Raw genomic sequence first — 17457 nt, 5'->3', positions numbered from 1 at the left:
GATGGCCGAGAACGGGAGAAAACGGCGTGAGCGAACACCGGGTCCGGTTCGCGGCGGTCTTCGACGAAGAGGTCCGCCGCCAGAACGAGCGGTTCCGCGCGGCGGCTGCGGTGCAGCCCGGCGAGGATGTCCTCGACGTCGGCTGCGGCACCGGCGAATCCACGCGCCAGGCCGCCGAGGACGGCGGGACCGCCTTCGGCGTCGACATCTCCGCCGCGGCCATCGCGCGGGCCCGCGAACTCGGCGGAGCGAACTTCGCCGTGGCCGACGCGCAGACGCACCCCTTTCCCGCGGCCGCGTTCGACGTCGTCCTCAGCAGGTTCGGCGCGATGTTCTTCCCGAACCCGCCCGCGGCGTTCGCCAACCTCGCCCGCGCGCTGCGGCCAGGCGGCCGCCTGGTCCTGCTGGTGTGGCAGGAGCGTGACCGCAACGAGTGGTACTCGGTGCTTCACGACGCCATCGCACCCGACACCCCCGCGCCGCCCGCCGGCCCGCACTTCTCCCTCGGCGACCCCGGCCACACGCGGACCCTGCTGGCGGGCGCCGGCTTCACCGAAGTCCGGTGCACCGAGCTGCGCGACCCGGTCTGCTACGGCCCGGACCCCGTGACGGCGTGCGGGTTCGCCCTCGGCCTGCTGGACGTGCGGCAGCTGCTCGCCGCCGGAGACGAGCAGGCGGTGCCGCGGCTGCAGGAGGCCTTCGCCGCGCACCAGACCGCCGAGGGAGTGCTCCTCGGCGCCCGGACCTGGCTCGTGACCGCGCGGCTCAGGCGCGCTTGAGGAGCTTGCGCAGCTGGTGCCAGCGGCGCTCGGCGCCCCACTTGGCCACCCGCAGGAACGCCTCGCCGATGATCGAGCCGTCCATCTTCGACTCGCCGATCTCGCGCTCGGTGAAGGTGATCGGGACCTCGACGATCGCGAAGCCGGCGTCGGCCGTGCGGATGGTCAGGTCGATCTGGAAGCAGTAGCCGTGCGAGTTCACCTCGTCCAGCGCCAGTTTCTCCAGCACCGGACGGCGGTAGGCGCGGAACCCGGCGGTGATGTCGCGGGTGCGCATGCCCAACGCGACCTGCGAGTACACGTTGGCGCCCCGGGAGAGGACCTGGCGCTTGAGCGGCCAGTTCACCACCGCGCCGCCCGGCACGTACCGCGAGCCGATCGCCAGGTCGGCGTCACCGACCGCGTCCAGCAGCCGCGGCAGGTCCTCCGGGGCGTGCGAGCCGTCGGCGTCCATCTCGACGATCGTGTTGTACTCCCGCGCCAGGCCCCAGCGGAACCCGGCGATGTAGGCGGCGCCGAGGCCGGCCTTCTCGGTGCGGTGCAGCACGTGGACGTGATCGTTGGCCGCCGCGCGCTCGTCGGCGAGCTCGCCGGTGCCGTCCGGGCTGCCGTCGTCCACCACGAGCACGTGCACGTCCGGGAGTGCCTTGTGCAGGCGATCCAGGATCGGGCCGAGGTTGTCCCGCTCGTTGTAGGTCGGGATCACCACCAGCACCGGCTCGATTTCCCGGGCCCCCCGCGGCGCCTGCGACATCCGTGCTCCTCCGATATCCGCGGCGGTCAGTCCGCCGCTTCCCCTGCCGTGCCGGCGCTGCCGCGCCGGGTGCGAAAACGGAGTACGAGCCCACCGGCCACCCCGGCGATCGCCAGAGCCAGCAGCCCGTACTCCGTCCACGCACCTAGTCGATCCGACAGCGTAGTCTGCGTCCGCAGCGGGACGCGCCCGACCAGGGAATCCGCCGTGAAAAGGCCCGTTGAGCTGGTCACCGTCCCGTCGGGGGCGACGATCGCGCTCACGCCGGAGACCGCCGACACCACGACGGCCCGGCCGTGCTCCACCGCCCGCAGACGGGACATGGCCAGCTGCTGGACGCTCATCTCGCTCTCGCCGTACCAGGCGTTGTTGGTCGGGACGACGAGCAGTTCGGCGCCGTCGCGCACGGCGTCGCGGGCCGGGTAGTCGAAGGCGGCTTCGTAGCAGATGAACACGCCGACCTTGGTGCCCGCGGCGGTCATGGTCTGGTTCGCGCCGTCGCCGGGCACCATGTCCACGGTTTCGGAGTCGAGGAACGGCGTGACGAGCTGGGCGACCTTGCGGGCGGGGACGTACTCGCCGAAGGGCACCAGCTGCTGCTTGGCGTAGCGCGCCCCGGGGCCGGTGCCGGGGTCCCAGGCGATGACGGAGTTCTGCAGGTGGCCGTCGGGCAGCCGGTAGATCGCCCCGATCAGGGCGGGGGCACCGAAGCCGGCGACGAGCTGGTCGACCTGCAGGTCCGGGCCGGTGACGGTGGTGGCGCTCTCGGGCCACACGACGAGGTCCGGCTTGGGTACCCGCCCGGCCCGGACGGCGGCGAGGAGCCGCCGGCTTTCGGCGATGGTGTTCTCGCGCAGCACGGTCCGCTCCCCCTGCAGGGCGAGCCCGATGTCCGGGGCGTTGCCCTGGACGGTGGCGACCGTGCGCTCGCCGTCCTGCGGGCCCGTGCCGATCGACGGCCACAGCGCCAGGCCCGCGACGACCGGCAGCAGCGTGCCGAGGGCGGCGTACACCGCCGGGCGCGTCGGCTTGCGGACGTCCCGCAGCCTCGCGGCGAGGGCGGCCAGGCAGAACCCGGTGAGGACGACGGCCAGGCCGACCAGCGGGGCGCCGCCGACCGAGGCGAGCGGCAGGAACGCGCCCGCGGGCTGGCTGAAGGCGACCCGGCCCCACGGGAACCCGCCGAAGGGGAACCAGGCGCGCGGGGTCTCCAGCGCGATGAACACCAGCGCGCCCCACAGCGGCGCGGCCGGGAGCCGCGACACCAGCGTGATCAGGCCGCCGGCGAGGCCGTGGTACAGCGCCAGCGCGAACGACAGCCCCAGCCACGGCCACGGGCCGAAGTCGGGGCCCAGGAAGTCCAGCAGCCAGGTCAGCAGCGGGAGGAAGAACACGATCCCGAACGCGAAGCCGTAGCCGAAGCCGGCGCGGAACCGGCGTCCGCGCAGCACCAGCGCGAACCCCGCGAAGGCCAGGGGCGCCAGCCACCACAGCGGGCGCGGGGCGAAGCTGAGGTAGAAGGCGAATCCGGACACCAGTGCCGCGAGCGTGCGCAGGAGCCAGGCACGGGGGAACCGCCGCGTGCGGGCGGGCTGATGCGGGGCGCCCGGTTCGGGGTCCGCCACGGTGACTGCCACAGTCGGGAACTCTAGGTGATGGCGTCGTGGATGACCGCACCCGCGCGGACCGTGCGCAGGCACCGCGGGAGGGCGGCGTCCGGTTCGAGCCTCGGCAGCGGCGGCACGCCGGCCCGCGGGTCGGTGGACCAGCGCTGCACGCGGCTGTCCGGGGTGGCCACGACGAGGTCGGTGGCGTCCCAGATCGCGTAGTGCGCGGGCGCGCCCGGGACGAGGCTGCCGGTGACGCCGTCGTTGACCCCGGCCGCCCGGTGCCCGGCCCGGGTGTGGGCGGTGAACGCCGCGCGCGGGGACAGGCCCGCGCCCGGGGTCCGGTGGTAGGCCGCGGCGCGGACGCTCGCCCAAGGGTCCAGTGGCGTGACCGGCGCGTCGGAGCCGAAGGCGAGCAGGACGCCTTCGGCGGCCAGCGTCGCGAAGGGGTTGAGCCCGGCCGCGCGGTCCGGGCCGAGGCGTTCGGCGTACATGCCTTCGGGGCCGCCCCAGAGGGCGTCGAACAGCGGCTGCGCGGAGGCCACCACCCCCCAGCCGGCCAGCTGCTTCGCCTGCTCGGGCGTGACCATTTCCAGGTGCTCGAGCCGGTGGTGGCCGGCGGCCAGCGCGCGGTGCCCGACCTCCTTTTCGGCCAGCCGGAAACCTTCGGTCACCTCGGCGGTCGCGGCGTCGCCGATGACGTGGAAGCCGGCCTGTAGCCCGGCTTCGGTGCAGGCGGTGAGGTGGTCGGCGATGCGGTGGGCGTCGAGGTAGAGGGTGCCTTCGCCGGGGTGGTCGGCATACGGCCGGGTCAGGGCGGCGGTGTGGGAGCCGAGGGCGCCGTCGACGAACAGGTCGCCGGCCAAGCCGCGGGCGCCGAGTTCGCGGGCGGTCCCGACGGCGCCGAGTTCACCCCAGTAGCCGACGACCTCGGGTGTGCCCGGGCCGGCCAGGGCGAGCAGGGCGGCGAGGTCGTCGCGGCCGGAGATGTCGGGGCCGGCGCATTCGTGGACGCTGACGATCCCCTGTTTCGCGGCCTCGGCGAGGAACGCCCGCTGGGCGCGTTCGCGCTGCTGCGGGGTGATGGCGGCGCGCACGGCCGCGCGGACGGCGTGGTGGGCGGCGCGGGTCAGCGGACCGTCGGGCGACCAGCCGTCGGCGTCGCGGGCGGCCGGGGCCAGGTCGACCAGGGCCGTGGAGACCAGCGCGGAGTGGACGTCGGCGCGGCTGAGGTAGACCGGCGTGCCCCCGGCGGCGGCGTCGAGTTCGGCGCGGCTGGGCAGGCGCGGCTCGGTCCAGGTGGTCTCGTCCCAGCCGTGGGCGAGCAGGACCTGCTCGCCGGTGGCCGCGTCGCGGACGCGGGCGAGCAGGTCGGCACCGCTGCGGACACCGGTGAGGTCGAGGCCGGTCAGGTGCAGCCCGGTGGCGGTGGCGTGGACGTGGGCGTCGACGAACGCGGGAGCGACGAACGCGCCCTGCAGGTCGACGACCTGGGCATCGGGGTGCAGCGCGCGGGCCGGGGCGTCCTGCCCGACCCAGACCACCGTGCCGCCGGTGACCGCCATCGCCGTGGCGTCGGGGCCGGCGGGGGTGTAGATGCGCCCGCCGAGCAGGAGCGTCGTCTGTTCGTCCGTCACCCCCCGAGTCTCCCCCCTTCCGCCACGTGGGGGACAGCGACCCGGCAGGCAGGAAGATTTACTCCATGACGACGATATGACAGGATAATTTAACGCGATCCCGACGATTAGGAGTACAAGTGACTGCGACCCAGGAACCTGTGACGCCTGCCGCCGCCTTCGACCAGCCCTACGAGTACGCCCGCGCCGAGCTGGTGGAACCCGACTGGCGCCGCTTTCCTGGCTGGCACGACGTGACCGAGACCGAGTGGCGCGACGCGCAGTGGCAGCGGGTGCACTGCGTCCGCAACGTCAAGCAGCTGCGCGCGCTGATGGGCGACCTGCTGGAGGAGCGCTTCTACGACGACCTGCTCGCCGACCAGCGCGAGCTGGCGACGATGTCGATGCTGTTGCCCCCGCAGATGCTCAACACGATGGCGCCCACGGCGGGCACGGACCCGGCGAAGGTCACCGAGGCCTTCTACGCCGACCCGATCCGCCGCTACATGCTCCCGGTGCGCAGTGATCGCGACCCGGTCTGGCCGAGCCACCCGCACTCCGAGCGCGACTCGCTGCACGAGGCCGAGATGTGGGTGGTGGAGGGCCTCACCCACCGCTACCCGACGAAGGTGCTGGCCGAGATGATCTCGACCTGCCCCCAGTACTGCGGCCACTGCACCCGCATGGACCTGGTCGGCAACTCCACGGAGACGGTCGAGAAGCACAAGCTGACGCTCAAGCCGGTCGACCGCCAGGACGCGATGATCGCCTACCTGAAGAAGACCCCGGGCGTCCGCGACGTGGTGGTCTCCGGCGGCGACGTCGCCAACGTGCCGTGGCCGCAGCTGGAGTCGTTCCTGATGCGCCTGATGGACATCGACACGGTCCGCGACATCCGCCTGGCGACGAAGGCACTGGCGGCGCTCCCCCAGCACTGGATCCAGCCCAAGGTGGTCGAAGGCCTCGAGCGCGTCGCGGTGACGGCCCAGCGCCGCGGCGTCAACCTGGCGATCCACACCCACGTCAACCACGCCCAGTCGGTGACGCCCCTGGTGGCGGAAGCAGCCCAGACGGCGCTGAACGTCGGGGTCCGCGACGTGCGCAACCAGGGCGTGCTGATGCGCGGGGTGAACGCGACACCGGCCGCGCTGCTGGACCTTTGCTTTGCGCTGCAAGGGGAAGCGAACATCCTGCCGTACTACTTCTACATGTGCGACATGATCCCGAACGCCGAGCACTGGCGGGTCGCGGTGTGGGAGGCCCAGGAGCTGCAGCACTCGATCATGGGGTACCTGCCGGGGTACGCGACGCCGCGGATCGTGTGCGACGTGCCTTATGTGGGGAAGCGGTGGGTGCACCAGCTGGCCGAGTACGACCGGGAGCTGGGGATTTCGTACTGGACGAAGAACTACCGGACCGGGATCGAGCTGGAGGACCCGGAGGCGTTGCAGCGGCGGTACCCGTACTACGACCCGATCCCGACCCTGCCCGAAGCCGGCCAGACCTGGTGGGCGAACCGCTCCCACTGACACCGGCGGATTACCGTTCGAGAGGTGTGCCGAGGGGTGCCACGGAGCCTGATCGAGGCCCCGGGCACCCCTTCGGCCGTCTCGGATCGGCGCGGCTAGCCCAGCTTCGGGATTCGTGCATGTCTTCTCGTGCCCTGATGGCGCCTCCTGGGAGATGAGGCGGACACCGCCCGCTTCCTAGCATGCTGTGACGGCAGCGGGTACTAGCGGCGAGGGGCGGGTTGCGGTGGTCAACGTCGCGGTCATCAACTACGGGCAGCTCAACGACTACGCGGCCATGCTGCCCGAGCACGTCAGCGGCCTCCACGTCTTCAGCCACCACCCCCTCGCCGCCACCGCCGGGTTCGCGCACTACGAACACGTGCCCGACTGCGAGTTCGTCCCCTACGCCGAACTCCGGCTGCGGGAACTCGCCCGCGATCGCCTCTTCGACCACGTCGTCACGGACAACGAGTACGACCTCGAACGCGTGGCCCGGCTTCGCAGCCACCTCGGGGTGCCCGGGCAGACTCCGGACAGCGCGCTGTCCTTTCGCGACAAGGTCGTCATGAAGGAGGTGGCGGGCAAGCGGGTCCGCACGCCGCGCTTCGCCGGGCTCGGCACCTTTGCCGACCTGCTCGACTTCGTCGACGATGTCGGCTATCCGGTCGTGGTCAAGCCGCGGAAGCAGGGGGGCTCCCGGGACATCACCGTGCTGCGGGACGCCGGTGAGCTGACCGCGTTCAGCCGCCGGCACTGGCGGGACGATCTGATGGCCGAGGAGTTCGTCGACGGGGAGGTCCACCACGTCGACGCCGTGCTCGCCGATGGCTTCCGGTTCGTCTCGTGCTCGCGGTACCTGCGCAGCTGCCTGGGCGTGTTTTCCGGGCAGAACAACGGATCGCTGCAGCTGCACCCGGGCGACCCGGTCGCGGTCGAGCTGACCGCCTTCCTCGACGAGTGCCTCGCCGCCTTCGACACTCCCGCCGTGTCCGCCTACCACCTCGAGGTGTTCCGCACCGCGCGCGGGGAGCTGCTGCTGTGCGAGATCGCGTCGCGGGTGGGCGGAGCCCGGATCCCCGCGCTCACCCGCGCGACCTACGGCCTCGACCTGCTTCCCACCTGGCTGCGGCTGTCCACCGGGCTGCCCGTGGCCGACCCGCCCCGGGGAGCGCCCGACCGGCTGCGCGGCGCCGTCGCGATCGTCCCCCCGGGCCGCGCCGTGCGCGCCCCCGGGCGGCCGCCCTTCGCGTGGGTCACCGAGTACGAGGTCAACACCGCCCTCGCCGCCGGGGCCGTCGCGCAGAACAGCACCTCCCACCTCTGCTGGGCCATGGTCGAAGGCCGGGACACCGCCGAGGTCGAGGCCCGGCTGTGGGAAACCGAGGCGTGGCTGACGGCGAACCTCGTGGCGGACGCGCCGTGACAGCGTGGCGCGAAACCTCCCCGGACGGGCGGGCCCTGCTGGTCACGGTGCTGCTGACCGGGCTCACCACGTTCATGTTCCTGCCACTGCTGGCGGTCGAGCTCACCGGCCGCGGCGTGGCGGCGGCCGAGGCCGGGTTCCTCGTCGGCCTGCTCGCCTTCTCCAGCCAGGCCTTCTCGCTGCTCACCGGGTTCCTGGTCGACCGGCTCGGCACGCGGGCCGTGCTGGCCGCCGGGTTCGCGCTGCGGATCACCGGGTACGTCCTGCTCGGTCTCGGCGGCCCCGGCCTGGTCGCCGGCGTGGTGGCCGTCGGGGTCGGCGGCTCGCTGCTGGGCCTGGCCATCAAGACCCGGCTGGTCGCCGAAGACGGCCCCGGGCCGCGAGCGATGCTGGCGCTGCGCTCGACGTTCGTCAACATCGGCGTCGTCGCCGGGCCCGCGCTCGGCGCGGCCGTCTACCCGCTCGGGTTCCGGTACATCCTGGGTGCCTGCGTCCTGTCCCACCTCGCGCTCGGCATCCGGCTGCTCGCCCGCGCGGGACGCCCGGCCGCGCGGCCCCGCCCGGCCGTCGCGGCCGCCGAGCCGCCGGAAGACCGGTGGGGCCGGGCGCACTGGCTCACGCTGCTCGCGCTGGGCGTGGCCTACTGGGCGATCTACAGCCAGCTCAACGTCGTCGTGCCGATCGCGGCACTGGCCATGACCGGTAGCACGGCGGCGATCGCGGTGGTCTTCACCGTCAACGGCGTCCTCGTCGTGCTCTGCCAGTACGCGCTGCTGCGCCACGTCTTCGCCCGCACACCGAACCGCACCCTGCTCGCCCTCGGCTTCCTTTTCTTCGCCTGCGCCTACACGGTCTTGCTGGCCCACGCGGGGTGGTTCTCGTTGCTGGTCTTCGCCCTTCCGGTCACCGTCGCCGAAATGCTCGTCGGGCCCAGTCTCGACGAGCAGGTCATCCGCGCGAGCTCGGTGCGCCGCACCGGGATCGCCCTCGGCGCGATGAGCGCGGCCGGGGCCGTCGGAAGCCTCGCCGGCGCCAGCCTCGGCGGCGTTCTCGTGCAGCTGCTCAGCGGCGACGGCGTCTGGCTCGTGCTGATCAGCGTGTCCGTCGCCGCGGCCGCGGCCAGTCTCCTCCTGCCGAAAGCGCGGGTCCGGCATGCCTGAAACGGTCGTCCTGCTCAACCCCCGTGACCTGGTCGTCGACGCCGCGCGCCGGCTCGGGCTGGCGGTGGTCGTCGCCCTCGCCCCCGGCGGAGCCGACCCCGGCCCCGTGCCGGGCCTGCTCCTGCGCAGCCCGTGGACCACCGATCCCGCCGGACTGGTGGCCCGCCTGCGTGAACTGGACCTGCCCGGGCCGGTCTCCTGCTTCGGGTTCGGCGAGGCCGGCTGCTCGGCGGCGGCCGTGGTCAACGAGCGGATGGGCTGGCCGGGCACCCGGCCGGGCGCGCTGGAGACGTTCCGGGACAAGGCGAAGCTGCGCGCCGCGGTCGGCGACCGGGCCGGCGCCCCGGTCGCGCACGCGGTCTGCGACACCCTCGCCGAGCTCGGCCGGGCGCTCACGCACATCGGGTTCCCCTGCATCGTCAAGCCGGCCGACGGCACCGGCAGCGCGGGCGTGACCCGGCTGGACGGCCCGGCCGACGCCGCCGCGCGGCTCGCCGGGCCGGAGCTCGACCGCCCGCACCTGGTCGAGGAGTTCCTGCGGGGCACCGAATACAGCGTCGAGGCGATGAGCTCGCCCCGGGGCCACCGCATCCTCGCCGTCACCGAGAAGGCGACGACCGGTGCCCCGCACTTCGTCGAGACGGGCCACACCCTGCCGGTGGACCTCGGTGCCGGGCCGGCCGCGGCCATCGCGGACGTCGTCGCCGCGACGCTCGACGCCGCGGGGTACCACTACGGCGTTTCGCACACCGAAGTGATGCTGACCGACGCCGGTCCCCGGCTGATCGAGTCGCACGGCCGCCCGGGCGGCGACCGGATCAGCGACATGCTCCGCCTAGCGCTGGGAGAGGACGTCTTCGCGCAGACGATGGCGGTCGTCTTCGACCGGCCAACCCCGGACGGCCCGGCCCGGCGCCGCGTCGCCGGGATCCGCTACGTCACGTTCCCCGGCGACGCGCCGGTGCCCGAAGTCGACGTCGCGGCGGTCGCGACGCTGCCCGGAGTCGTGGAAGCCCACCTGGCGGCCACGCCCGGCGCCCGCCCGCCGGCGGTTCGCCAGTCGCGGGACCGGCACGGGTTCGTGGTCGCCGTCGGCGACACCCGCGAAGAACTCGAAACCCACTTCGCTCGCGCTGTCGCGGCGTTCACCCGCGGGTTGTGAAACCCGCCACCCGAAAGGACCGGCTCGTGCCCTACAAGATCCTCGTCCTGGTCTCCGAAGTCGCGAAGTTCCGCCTGGACAACCATTCCATCATCCCGAGCGCGTTGCACCGCGAGGGGCACGACGTCCACATCGGCGACATCGACACCCTGTCGATCCACGATTCGGTCGTCGTCTGCGACCGGGTCCGGCTGACCGAGGAGTATCTGACCGGGCACGACTTCCCGGCGCTGTCGGAAAGCTACGCCTCGGCCGAGGACTTCGACCTCGTGTGGGTGCTCGCCGGCACCAACCCCGAAGTGCAGGCGGACAGCTTCCAGCTGCTGTGGGTGCTGAACCAGCGGGTGCCGTTCGTCAACGAGGCCGCCGCGCTGTTCTACCTCAACTCCAAGACGACGCTCGGATCCGTCGTGCCGCGGGAGAACCTGCCCGCGTCCTACGTCTCGAACGACTTCGACTTCCTGACCGGGCTGGTCGAGGCGGACGCCGAGCGCACCTGGGTGCTCAAGCCCACCAACGAGGGCTGCGGCGCCGACGTCTACTTCCTGTCGAAGACCGAGCGCAACCGGGCCGCCCTGCTGCAGTCGGCCACCGGCAACGCCGTGCCGCGGTACGAGATGTACAGCCGCGAGATCATCGGGCTGGCCAAGCGGTACACCGCGGTCCAGGAGTACATCCCCAACGTGCGGGAGAACGAGAAGCGCGTGATCATCGCGGGCGACGTCCCGGTGTGCGGCTTCCGCCGGTTCCACTTCGAGCACGACGACCGCGCCAACGTCACCCTCGGCACCAAGTTCGAGGGCCTGACGCTGACGCCGGAGGAGGACGGCTTCGTGCGCCGGCTCGGGAAGCGGCTGATGGAGCACGGCGTCTTCTACTCGGGCATCGACCTGGCCTACCCGTACGTCATGGAGTTCAACCTGGTGAACCCGGGCGGCCTGAACTACTCCTTCCGCGCCACCGGCGTCGACCAGTCCTCGGAGGCGGTCACCACGGTGCTCAACGCGCTGCGCGCCCAGGGCCGCCTGCCCTGACCGCCGGGAGCCGCCCGGCACCGTTGCCGGGCGGCCGCCCGGTCACGCCGCCCGAGGTACCTGGCGCCACTCGGGCAGGTCGTCCTGGACGTGGAACGGCCGCCGGGCCCAGTCCATCGTGGCCCACGGCCCGGCGAGGTCGTCGAGCGAGCTGACCCGAACCGGCCGGTAGCCGGGGTCGGGAGCGTCCGCGGCCTCCACCGGGTAGACGAGTTCGACGTACCGGTGGCCGGGGTCGGCGGCGAGGAAAACCACCGGTCCGCCGGCCGGCTCGGTCTCGCGCACGTACCGCGCCACCTGCCAGCCGGCACCGCCGGACAGCCCGGCGAAGACGCCGGTGGTGGCCAGCAGGTGCCGGCAGCCGGCCGCCGCGACGTCGAAGTCCAGCCAGTGCACGGTGTCGTAGATCCGGTAGTCGATGTTCGCGAACCGGATCCCGCTGCCGATGCCGGCGATGATGAACGAGTCCATCGGCGCCGACTCCGCCCCGAACGACCGGCTGCCGAACGGCTGGATCCCGGCCACCCGCACGTCCGGGGACGCTTCCCGCAGGTAGCGGCCCATCCCGCTGGTGGACGCCCCGGTGCCGACCCCGCCGACCAGGGTCAGCCCGTCGACGCCCAGCTCCTCGACGACGGTGCGGGCGACCCCGCGGTAGCCGAGGTAGTGGACGTCGTCGTGGTACTGCTGCATCCAGTAGGCGTCCGGGTTCGCCTCCAGGTACTTGTGCACCAGCCGGACGCGGATCTCCTGGTCGTGCTTGAGGCTCGCCGACGAGGGCACCTGCTGGAAGGTGGCCCCGAGGTAGGTCAGCTGGGTCCGGATGCCGGCGTCGACCGAGATCGAGGCGAAGATGTGGCACTTGAGCCCGAATTCGCGGCAGACCAGCGCCAGTGCGTGCCCGTAGATGCCGCTGGAGCTGTCGACGAGCGTCTGCCCGGGCCGGACGACCCCGCGGTCCAGCAGGTCCTGGACGGCCGCGCGGACCGAAGCCACCTTCATGACCTCGAACCGCAGGACGTAGATTCCTTCGCCGAGATCGATGAGGTCGGGATCGGCGAGCTTCTCCGAAAAAGACCGGTACACGTGCAGCCCTTCCGTCGACGGCTCCGGACGGCGGTACCGGACCCGGTGTCTGAGTGCGGGCCCCACCGTAGAACGGAAAAGGAGCGAGTCTCCCATTCCACGACAGAATCGTCAATGCAGGAGAAAGCTTTTCTTCTGCACGATCGAACTTGTTCTCCGGAATTGCGGGATGTGCATCGCTCACCCCGGATCGTGCAAACCGCACGGGCGCCGGGCACGACGTGCAGGTGACCGTCCGGCCGAAGGTCAGGCGGTGGCCAGGACGACGACCTTGCGCGCACCCCGTGTTCGGCGATGTTCTTTGGTTGTAAGCGCTTTAGACCACGGGTGCGCGCGAGTTGGAGCCACCGCACGAAGACGATCCCGGTGACGGCCTGGGCCCCGAGGTAGGTCCGACCCACGCCGACCTCGACCACACCTAGCCGATGTGGCCCCCGGCCAGCCAGGCGAACGCGGCCTCGTGGAAGCGCGCGACCTCCGCGGGCCGGTCGTCCCCGTAGAGGTCGTCGCCGACGGTGTAGCCGCGGCGGGAGAAGACGTAGCACAGGAACCGGTACGGGGGCCGGTAGGACGCGACGTCGGCCGGGCCGACGGGCAGCGTCACGCCCGGGTGCGCGGGCGTGAGCCGGTCGCGTTCGTACACCGGGTCCAGTGCGGTGATCAGCCAGCGGCCGTCGCGGCGCGCCACGCGGTAGTGGAGCCGGCCCGCGGAGGCCAGGTCCGCCTCGACGTCGTCGACGATCGTGCGCAGCTCGATCACCGCGGGCAGTTCGACGATCGCGCGGTCGCCGTGCTGGTGCACCACCGGCGGGCTCAACCGGTGCACGGCCAGGTCGCCGCGCTCGGCCATCTTCCGCGATTCGGCGACGAACTCGGCACCGCCGCCGCGGAACCAGCTCAGGCGGATGGCCGAATCGTCGGCGTAGGCCGCCCGCATCCGATCCCACCAGCCGCGGTCGCGCGCCTGGCGTTCCTTCAGCACCAGCTGCGTGATCTCGGTGACGTCGTCCATCATTCCTCCGTTCCGGGGCGGTGGGAGGCAGGGGTGATCTCCGTGCCGGCGCACCAGACGGAGCGGATGGCCCGGGTGGCCGAGATGTCCTCGACCGGGTTGCCGTCGAGCAGGACGAGGTCGGCGCGCAGGCCCGGCGCGATCGCGCCGCGGTCGCGCAAGCCGAACGCCCGCGCCGCGTCCGTGGTCGCCGAGCGCAGGATTTCCGTGTGGGTCAAGCCCGCGCGGGCCAGCAGTTCGAACTCGTCGTGCAGGCTGCGGCCGTGGCGCGGTGCGGCGGGAGCGGCGGGGTCGTCGTTGGCGTCGGTGCCGGCGAGGATCCGCACCCCGGCGGTGTGCAGGTCGGCGACGTTCCGCAGGACGCCGTCGATCGGGAACCGGCCGGCCAGCGGGCCGGTCGTGAGGATGGCCGCCATCATCGTGATCGTCGGGATCGACACCTGGCCCGCGGCTTTCATGGCGGCGACGTCTTCGGCCCGGATCGGGCCGGCCAGCGGCACGTGCGTGACGAACTCGGCGCCCGACTGCACGGCGACGGCGAACGCCCCGGGGGACACCGCGTGCACCACGGTCCTGAGGCCGTGCTCCCGGGCCGCTTCGACCAGGGCGCCCAGCGCCTCGGCGGACGGTCCGCCCTCGCCGGGTGCCTCGGCGATGCCCTTGACGTAGTCGGCCCCTTCGGCCACCCGGGCCTCGACGTGCCGCCGCGCGTCGCCGGGGGTCCGGATGACGGCGTCTTCGGGCATGGCGGGCATCTCGGCGTGGTGGCCGCCGGACCCGATCGCCGGCAGGCCCGCGGTCCGGAAGTCCGCCGAACCGGTGACCTCGCGAAGGGCCTTGACGCGCTCGACCGGCCAGCACGCCATGTCCAGCGCGGTGGTGACACCCCACGAAGCGAGCACGTCCAGGTCCCCGGGCCCGTGCAGGTGGACATGCGTGTCGATCAGGCCGGGCAGGAGCGTCCCGCCGGCCGCGTCGACCTCGCGGCCGCCGGCCGGATCCTCGCCGATGACGGTCCCGTCGATGACGACCGTGCGGGGCTCGGTGAGCGTGGTCCCGTCGAACACCCGCACGTTGCGCAGCACTGTCTTCGCGGCTTCCGGCATCCGCTCCACCCTCTTCAAATAGGGAACAATTCTGTTCACAAGCAACGTAGCACGGTGATCGGCCGCGCCACAGGCGTGCTAAACCGGTACCCATGGATTCCGCGCAGCACGGAAGCAGAACCACCCGCCGGCGCGGCGCGGCGCTCACCGGCGCGATCGGCCGCGCCACCCTCGAGGAGCTGGCCCGGACCAGTTTCGAAGAGCTGTCCTTCGACAAGATCGCGGCCGCCGCGGGCACCGGGAAGGCGGCGCTGTACCGGCGCTGGTCCAGCCCCGCCGAGCTCGTCCTGGCGGCCTTGACCGACCCGGCCACCGGCTTCGGGGAGGTGCCGGCCGCGCCGGGCACGGGCACGCTGAGGGCCGATCTGATCACGCTGCTGACCCGCCTCGCGCGCGTCCTGGAAGAGCCGTGCGGCCGGGCCCTGCGCCCGCTGATCGCGCACCGCCACCGTCATCCCGAACTGTTCGAGCACGTGCACCGCCTCGTGATCCGTCCGCACCTCGAGGTCATCCTCGACGTGCTGCGGCAGGCGGCCGAGCGAGGCGAGGCAGCGCCTGAGCGCGTCACGGAACGGATCGCTTCGGTCGGGCCGCGCTTGATCACCCTCGAGGCCTGGGAGCACGACCACGTCGATCCCCGGGAAGTCCGGGCCGTGGTCGACGAGGTCCTCCTGCCCCTGCTGCGGCCTGGCCCCTGACGGCGAGCCGCGCGGGTCCCGCTGCCTCGCTGCCGGCCGGGGCGGCCGCGGGCGCCGGGTTCAGTGGGCTCGTTCCCAGAGTGGCAGGCGGAAGGTCGCGTAGGTGAACTTGCCGGTGATCTTGCCGGCCGGGTCGAAGTGGAAGACGTCCAGGCCGTGCCACTGCATCCGGCCGCCGTAGCGGAGCCGGGCGAACCACCGCAGCGGCGGGATCGCACGCCGGCCGTGCTCGCCGGTCAGGTCGAGCCGGCACACCCACCGGATCGTCGCCCGGCTCCGCGTCTCGTCGATCACCTGGTCGTACACGTCGAAGGTCAGCGCGCCGTAGCGCCCGGCGAACTGCGGTGAGAACGCCGCCCGGATCGCCGCGAGCCCGCGCAGTTCGGGACCGCGTCCGGGCAGGTAGCGGGCGTCCTCGGCGAACATGGACATGACCCGGTCGAGGTCGGGGTGGTTGAAGGAGGCCACGAAGGCGTCGATGGTCCGACTGAGGTCGGTTGCACTGAGGGGCATGACGACACGTTATAAGAACACCGTATTCTTAACAAGAGGACGGTGTTCTCCAAACCGGGCGGATACCATGGCGATCACCATGGACGGGGTGTTTCAGCGGGCCAGACGCCCGGAACAAAAAGACGAGCGACGCGAGACGATCCTCGCCGCCGCCGCCGCTCTGGCGGCGGAGTCGGGGGTGGCCCGGGTGAGCCTGGGCCACATCGCCGCGGCGGTCGGGCTGGCCAAGTCGAACGTCTTGCGTTACTTCGGTACGCGCGAGGAGATCTACCTGCAGCTGACCAGGCGGGAAGGCACGGACTGGGCGGCGGCCGCGGGTGCCGCCCTCGCGGGAGCCAGTGGCTACCAGGCGACGGCGGCGGCACTGGCCGGTGCCTACGCCGACCGGCCGTTGTACTGCGACCTCACCATCCACACCGAAACGATGTTCGAACACAACGTTTCGGTGGCGGCGCTGCGGGCGCACAAGCTGTGGGCCGTGGACATGTACTTCACCCTTGGCCGGCAGATCAGCACCGCCTGCCCGCAGCTCACCCCCGCCGACGGAGCTGCCCTGGTCATGGCGGCCGGCGCGTACGTCGCCAAGCTGTTCCCGCTGACCCGCCCCCCGAAGGCCCTGCAGGAGCTCTACGAACAGGAGCCGGAGATCGCCCGGGTGTTCCCGCCGTTCCGGCCGACCCTCCAGCGCATGATCGCCGCCACCGCCGCCGGGCTGCCGACCACGTCCTGACCGGCCCGGCCGCGATCCGCCCCGGCCGGAACCCTGACCTGGGCGGACGCGGCTCACCGCGCGGGTTCAGTGCACGCACGTACACTCAGTGGGCATGGTCGTCTTCCACTGGCCCGGCGCCGCCGGCGCCGCCCGATGTCGGCGAGGTGATGCGTGATGGCCGAGGTGGGGATGCGTCCCCCGGCCTCGCCGCTGCGGCGCCGGGCTCTGCGCGCGTTGCGCTGGCTGTTCACCCCTCTGCAGCCCGATGACTACCTCGAGCTGATCAACCCGCTGTGGTCGACCCGGGAACTGCGCGGGCGCGTCGAGCGGGTCGTGCCCGAACGCGGCGGGGCCGCCACCGTGCTGATCCGGCCGGGCTACGACTGGGTCGGGCACCGGCCCGGGCAGTACGTGCGCCTCGGCGTGGTCATCGACGGCGTGCACCACTGGCGCGCGTACTCGCTGACGTCGAGCCCGGACCGCGCGGACGGGCTCATTTCGGTCACGCCGAAGAAGGTCGACGGCGGTGTCGTCTCGCCCTACCTGGTCGAGCGCGCCCGGCCCGGTGAGCTGGTCCGGCTGGGGGAGGTCGAAGGGTCGTTCACCCTCCCCGGCCGGCTCGACCGCGGCCTCCTGTTCATCACGGCCGGCAGCGGGATCACGCCCGTGATGAGCATGCTGCGGCACCTCGCGGCCGGCCCGGGCCTGCGCGACATCGTGCACGTCCATTCGGCGCGGGAGGAGGACGGCGTCATCTTCGGTGACGAACTGGCCGTCCTCGACGAGCAGCACGAGGGGTTCCGGTTCGCACTGCGCGTCACCGGCCGGGACGGCCGGCTCACCCCCGCCGAGCTGGACACCCTGTGCCCGGACTGGCCGGAGCGCGACACCTACGCCTGCGGCCCCGGCGAGCTGCTGGACGCCCTGCAGGCGCACTGGAAGCACCACGGCGACGTCGACCGGCTGCACCACGAGCGGTTCCAGCCCATCGTCGGTGGCGAAGGCGCCGAAGGCGCCGGCGGGACCGTGCGTTTCGCCCACCGCAACCTCGACGCGGCCTGCCCGCCCGGCACCCCGATCCTCGTCGCCGGGGAAAACGCGGGCGTCGACATGCCCTTCGGCTGCCGGGTCGGGGTCTGCCACACGTGCGTGCTGCCGATCCGGGACGGCCGGATCCGCGACCTGCGCACGAACGTCGTCAGCGAGATGCACAACGAAATCGTGCGCACCTGCGTGCACGGCGCCGAAGGCCGGATCACCGTCGAACTCTGAGCGGGAAAGGAA

The 17457-nt window shown here is 72.5% G+C and carries 16 protein-coding genes; 9 read left to right on the top strand and 7 right to left on the bottom strand.

Annotation, left to right across the window (positions count from 1 at the left end):
- The first annotated feature begins 26 nt into the window (after positions 1-26).
- Positions 27-779 (top strand): class I SAM-dependent methyltransferase, encoded by a 753-nt coding sequence (locus ACLJOU_RS10605; protein WP_410565828.1) that lies wholly within the window; start codon positions 27-29, stop codon positions 777-779.
- Here ACLJOU_RS10605 and ACLJOU_RS10600 read toward each other — a convergent pair.
- Genes ACLJOU_RS10600 through ACLJOU_RS10590 form a run of 3 tightly spaced genes read right to left on the bottom strand, consistent with a single transcriptional unit; the run spans position 766 to position 4777 of the window.
- Positions 766-1533, bottom strand: a complete 768-nt coding sequence (locus ACLJOU_RS10600; RefSeq protein ID WP_410565825.1) for a polyprenol monophosphomannose synthase — start codon at positions 1531-1533, stop codon at positions 766-768. The genes ACLJOU_RS10605 and ACLJOU_RS10600 overlap by 14 nt on opposite strands.
- A gap of 26 nt (positions 1534-1559) precedes the next feature.
- On the bottom strand, positions 1560-3170 hold the full coding sequence (lnt, locus tag ACLJOU_RS10595; RefSeq protein WP_410565822.1) for an apolipoprotein N-acyltransferase: 1611 nt from the start codon (positions 3168-3170) through the stop codon (positions 1560-1562).
- Between the two features lie 11 nt (positions 3171-3181).
- Positions 3182-4777, bottom strand: coding sequence for an amidohydrolase (locus ACLJOU_RS10590; protein WP_410565819.1), 1596 nt, complete (start codon positions 4775-4777; stop codon positions 3182-3184).
- A 119-nt stretch (positions 4778-4896) separates the two neighbouring features.
- On the opposite strand from ACLJOU_RS10590, the gene ACLJOU_RS10585 reads away from it, so the two are divergent.
- From ACLJOU_RS10585 to ACLJOU_RS10565, 5 genes are all read left to right on the top strand, one after another.
- Complete coding sequence (locus ACLJOU_RS10585) at positions 4897-6285, top strand: KamA family radical SAM protein (protein ID WP_410565817.1); 1389 nt, start codon at positions 4897-4899, stop codon at positions 6283-6285.
- Between the two features lie 226 nt (positions 6286-6511).
- Positions 6512-7690, top strand: coding sequence for an acetyl-CoA carboxylase biotin carboxylase subunit family protein (locus ACLJOU_RS10580; RefSeq protein ID WP_410565814.1), 1179 nt, complete (start codon positions 6512-6514; stop codon positions 7688-7690).
- On the top strand, positions 7687-8850 hold the full coding sequence (locus tag ACLJOU_RS10575; protein ID WP_410565811.1) for an MFS transporter: 1164 nt from the start codon (positions 7687-7689) through the stop codon (positions 8848-8850). Before ACLJOU_RS10580 ends, ACLJOU_RS10575 begins: the two co-directional genes overlap by 4 nt.
- Positions 8843-10012 (top strand): ATP-grasp domain-containing protein, encoded by a 1170-nt coding sequence (locus ACLJOU_RS10570; RefSeq protein ID WP_410565808.1) that lies wholly within the window; start codon positions 8843-8845, stop codon positions 10010-10012. The genes ACLJOU_RS10575 and ACLJOU_RS10570 overlap by 8 nt, the downstream gene beginning before the upstream one ends.
- A gap of 26 nt (positions 10013-10038) precedes the next feature.
- The gene (locus tag ACLJOU_RS10565) at positions 10039-11046 is read left to right on the top strand and encodes a RimK family alpha-L-glutamate ligase (RefSeq protein WP_410565805.1); all 1008 of its coding nucleotides are present in this window, start codon (positions 10039-10041) and stop codon (positions 11044-11046) included.
- 42 nt (positions 11047-11088) lie between these two features.
- On the opposite strand, the gene ACLJOU_RS10560 is transcribed toward ACLJOU_RS10565, so the two are convergent.
- The 3 genes from ACLJOU_RS10560 to ACLJOU_RS10550 all read right to left on the bottom strand — a co-directional run bounded on the left by ACLJOU_RS10560 (position 11089) and on the right by ACLJOU_RS10550 (position 14250).
- On the bottom strand, positions 11089-12198 hold the full coding sequence (locus ACLJOU_RS10560; protein WP_410565802.1) for a pyridoxal-phosphate dependent enzyme: 1110 nt from the start codon (positions 12196-12198) through the stop codon (positions 11089-11091).
- A 352-nt stretch (positions 12199-12550) separates the two neighbouring features.
- A complete protein-coding gene (locus tag ACLJOU_RS10555; RefSeq protein WP_410565799.1) occupies positions 12551-13144 on the bottom strand; it encodes a nuclear transport factor 2 family protein in 594 nt (197 codons plus the stop codon).
- Positions 13144-14250 (bottom strand): amidohydrolase family protein, encoded by a 1107-nt coding sequence (locus tag ACLJOU_RS10550; protein ID WP_410565796.1) that lies wholly within the window; start codon positions 14248-14250, stop codon positions 13144-13146. The genes ACLJOU_RS10555 and ACLJOU_RS10550 overlap by 1 nt, the downstream gene beginning before the upstream one ends.
- Positions 14251-14342: 92 nt before the next feature.
- Here ACLJOU_RS10550 and ACLJOU_RS10545 point away from each other — a divergent pair, with 92 nt between their 5' ends.
- Positions 14343-14948, top strand: a complete 606-nt coding sequence (locus ACLJOU_RS10545; RefSeq protein WP_410565794.1) for a TetR-like C-terminal domain-containing protein — start codon at positions 14343-14345, stop codon at positions 14946-14948.
- 60 nt (positions 14949-15008) lie between these two features.
- On the opposite strand, the gene ACLJOU_RS10540 is transcribed toward ACLJOU_RS10545, so the two are convergent.
- Positions 15009-15461 (bottom strand): YybH family protein, encoded by a 453-nt coding sequence (locus tag ACLJOU_RS10540; protein WP_410565791.1) that lies wholly within the window; start codon positions 15459-15461, stop codon positions 15009-15011.
- A gap of 79 nt (positions 15462-15540) precedes the next feature.
- Here ACLJOU_RS10540 and ACLJOU_RS10535 point away from each other — a divergent pair, with 79 nt between their 5' ends.
- Together ACLJOU_RS10535 and ACLJOU_RS10530 are read left to right on the top strand one after the other, a co-directional pair.
- The gene (locus tag ACLJOU_RS10535; RefSeq protein WP_410565788.1) at positions 15541-16191 is read left to right on the top strand and encodes a TetR family transcriptional regulator; all 651 of its coding nucleotides are present in this window, start codon (positions 15541-15543) and stop codon (positions 16189-16191) included.
- 156 nt (positions 16192-16347) lie between these two features.
- Complete coding sequence (locus tag ACLJOU_RS10530) at positions 16348-17445, top strand: ferredoxin reductase (RefSeq protein WP_410565785.1); 1098 nt, start codon at positions 16348-16350, stop codon at positions 17443-17445.
- Positions 17446-17457 lie beyond the last annotated feature (12 nt).

Origin of the sequence: Amycolatopsis sp. cmx-4-61, assembly GCF_046548775.1 — a bacterium.
GTDB lineage: Bacteria > Actinomycetota > Actinomycetes > Mycobacteriales > Pseudonocardiaceae > Amycolatopsis.
The sequence above is the reverse complement of the archived record's forward strand: the minus strand, read 5'-3'. Positions and strand labels throughout refer to the sequence as shown.

Excerpts from the sequence above, each read along its gene's own strand:
- ACLJOU_RS10600 (WP_410565825.1), bottom strand. The coding sequence starts at position 1,533 with ATGTCGCAGGCGCCGCGGGGGGCCCGGGAAATCGAGCCGGTGCTGGTG.
- ACLJOU_RS10570 (WP_410565808.1), top strand. The coding sequence starts at position 8,843 with ATGCCTGAAACGGTCGTCCTGCTCAACCCCCGTGACCTGGTCGTCGAC.
- ACLJOU_RS10555 (WP_410565799.1), bottom strand. The coding sequence starts at position 13,144 with ATGGACGACGTCACCGAGATCACGCAGCTGGTGCTGAAGGAACGCCAG.
- ACLJOU_RS10550 (WP_410565796.1), bottom strand. The coding sequence starts at position 14,250 with ATGCCGGAAGCCGCGAAGACAGTGCTGCGCAACGTGCGGGTGTTCGAC.
- ACLJOU_RS10545 (WP_410565794.1), top strand. The coding sequence starts at position 14,343 with ATGGATTCCGCGCAGCACGGAAGCAGAACCACCCGCCGGCGCGGCGCG.
- ACLJOU_RS10540 (WP_410565791.1), bottom strand. The coding sequence starts at position 15,461 with ATGCCCCTCAGTGCAACCGACCTCAGTCGGACCATCGACGCCTTCGTG.
- ACLJOU_RS10535 (WP_410565788.1), top strand. The coding sequence starts at position 15,541 with ATGGACGGGGTGTTTCAGCGGGCCAGACGCCCGGAACAAAAAGACGAG.
- ACLJOU_RS10530 (WP_410565785.1), top strand. The coding sequence starts at position 16,348 with ATGGCCGAGGTGGGGATGCGTCCCCCGGCCTCGCCGCTGCGGCGCCGG.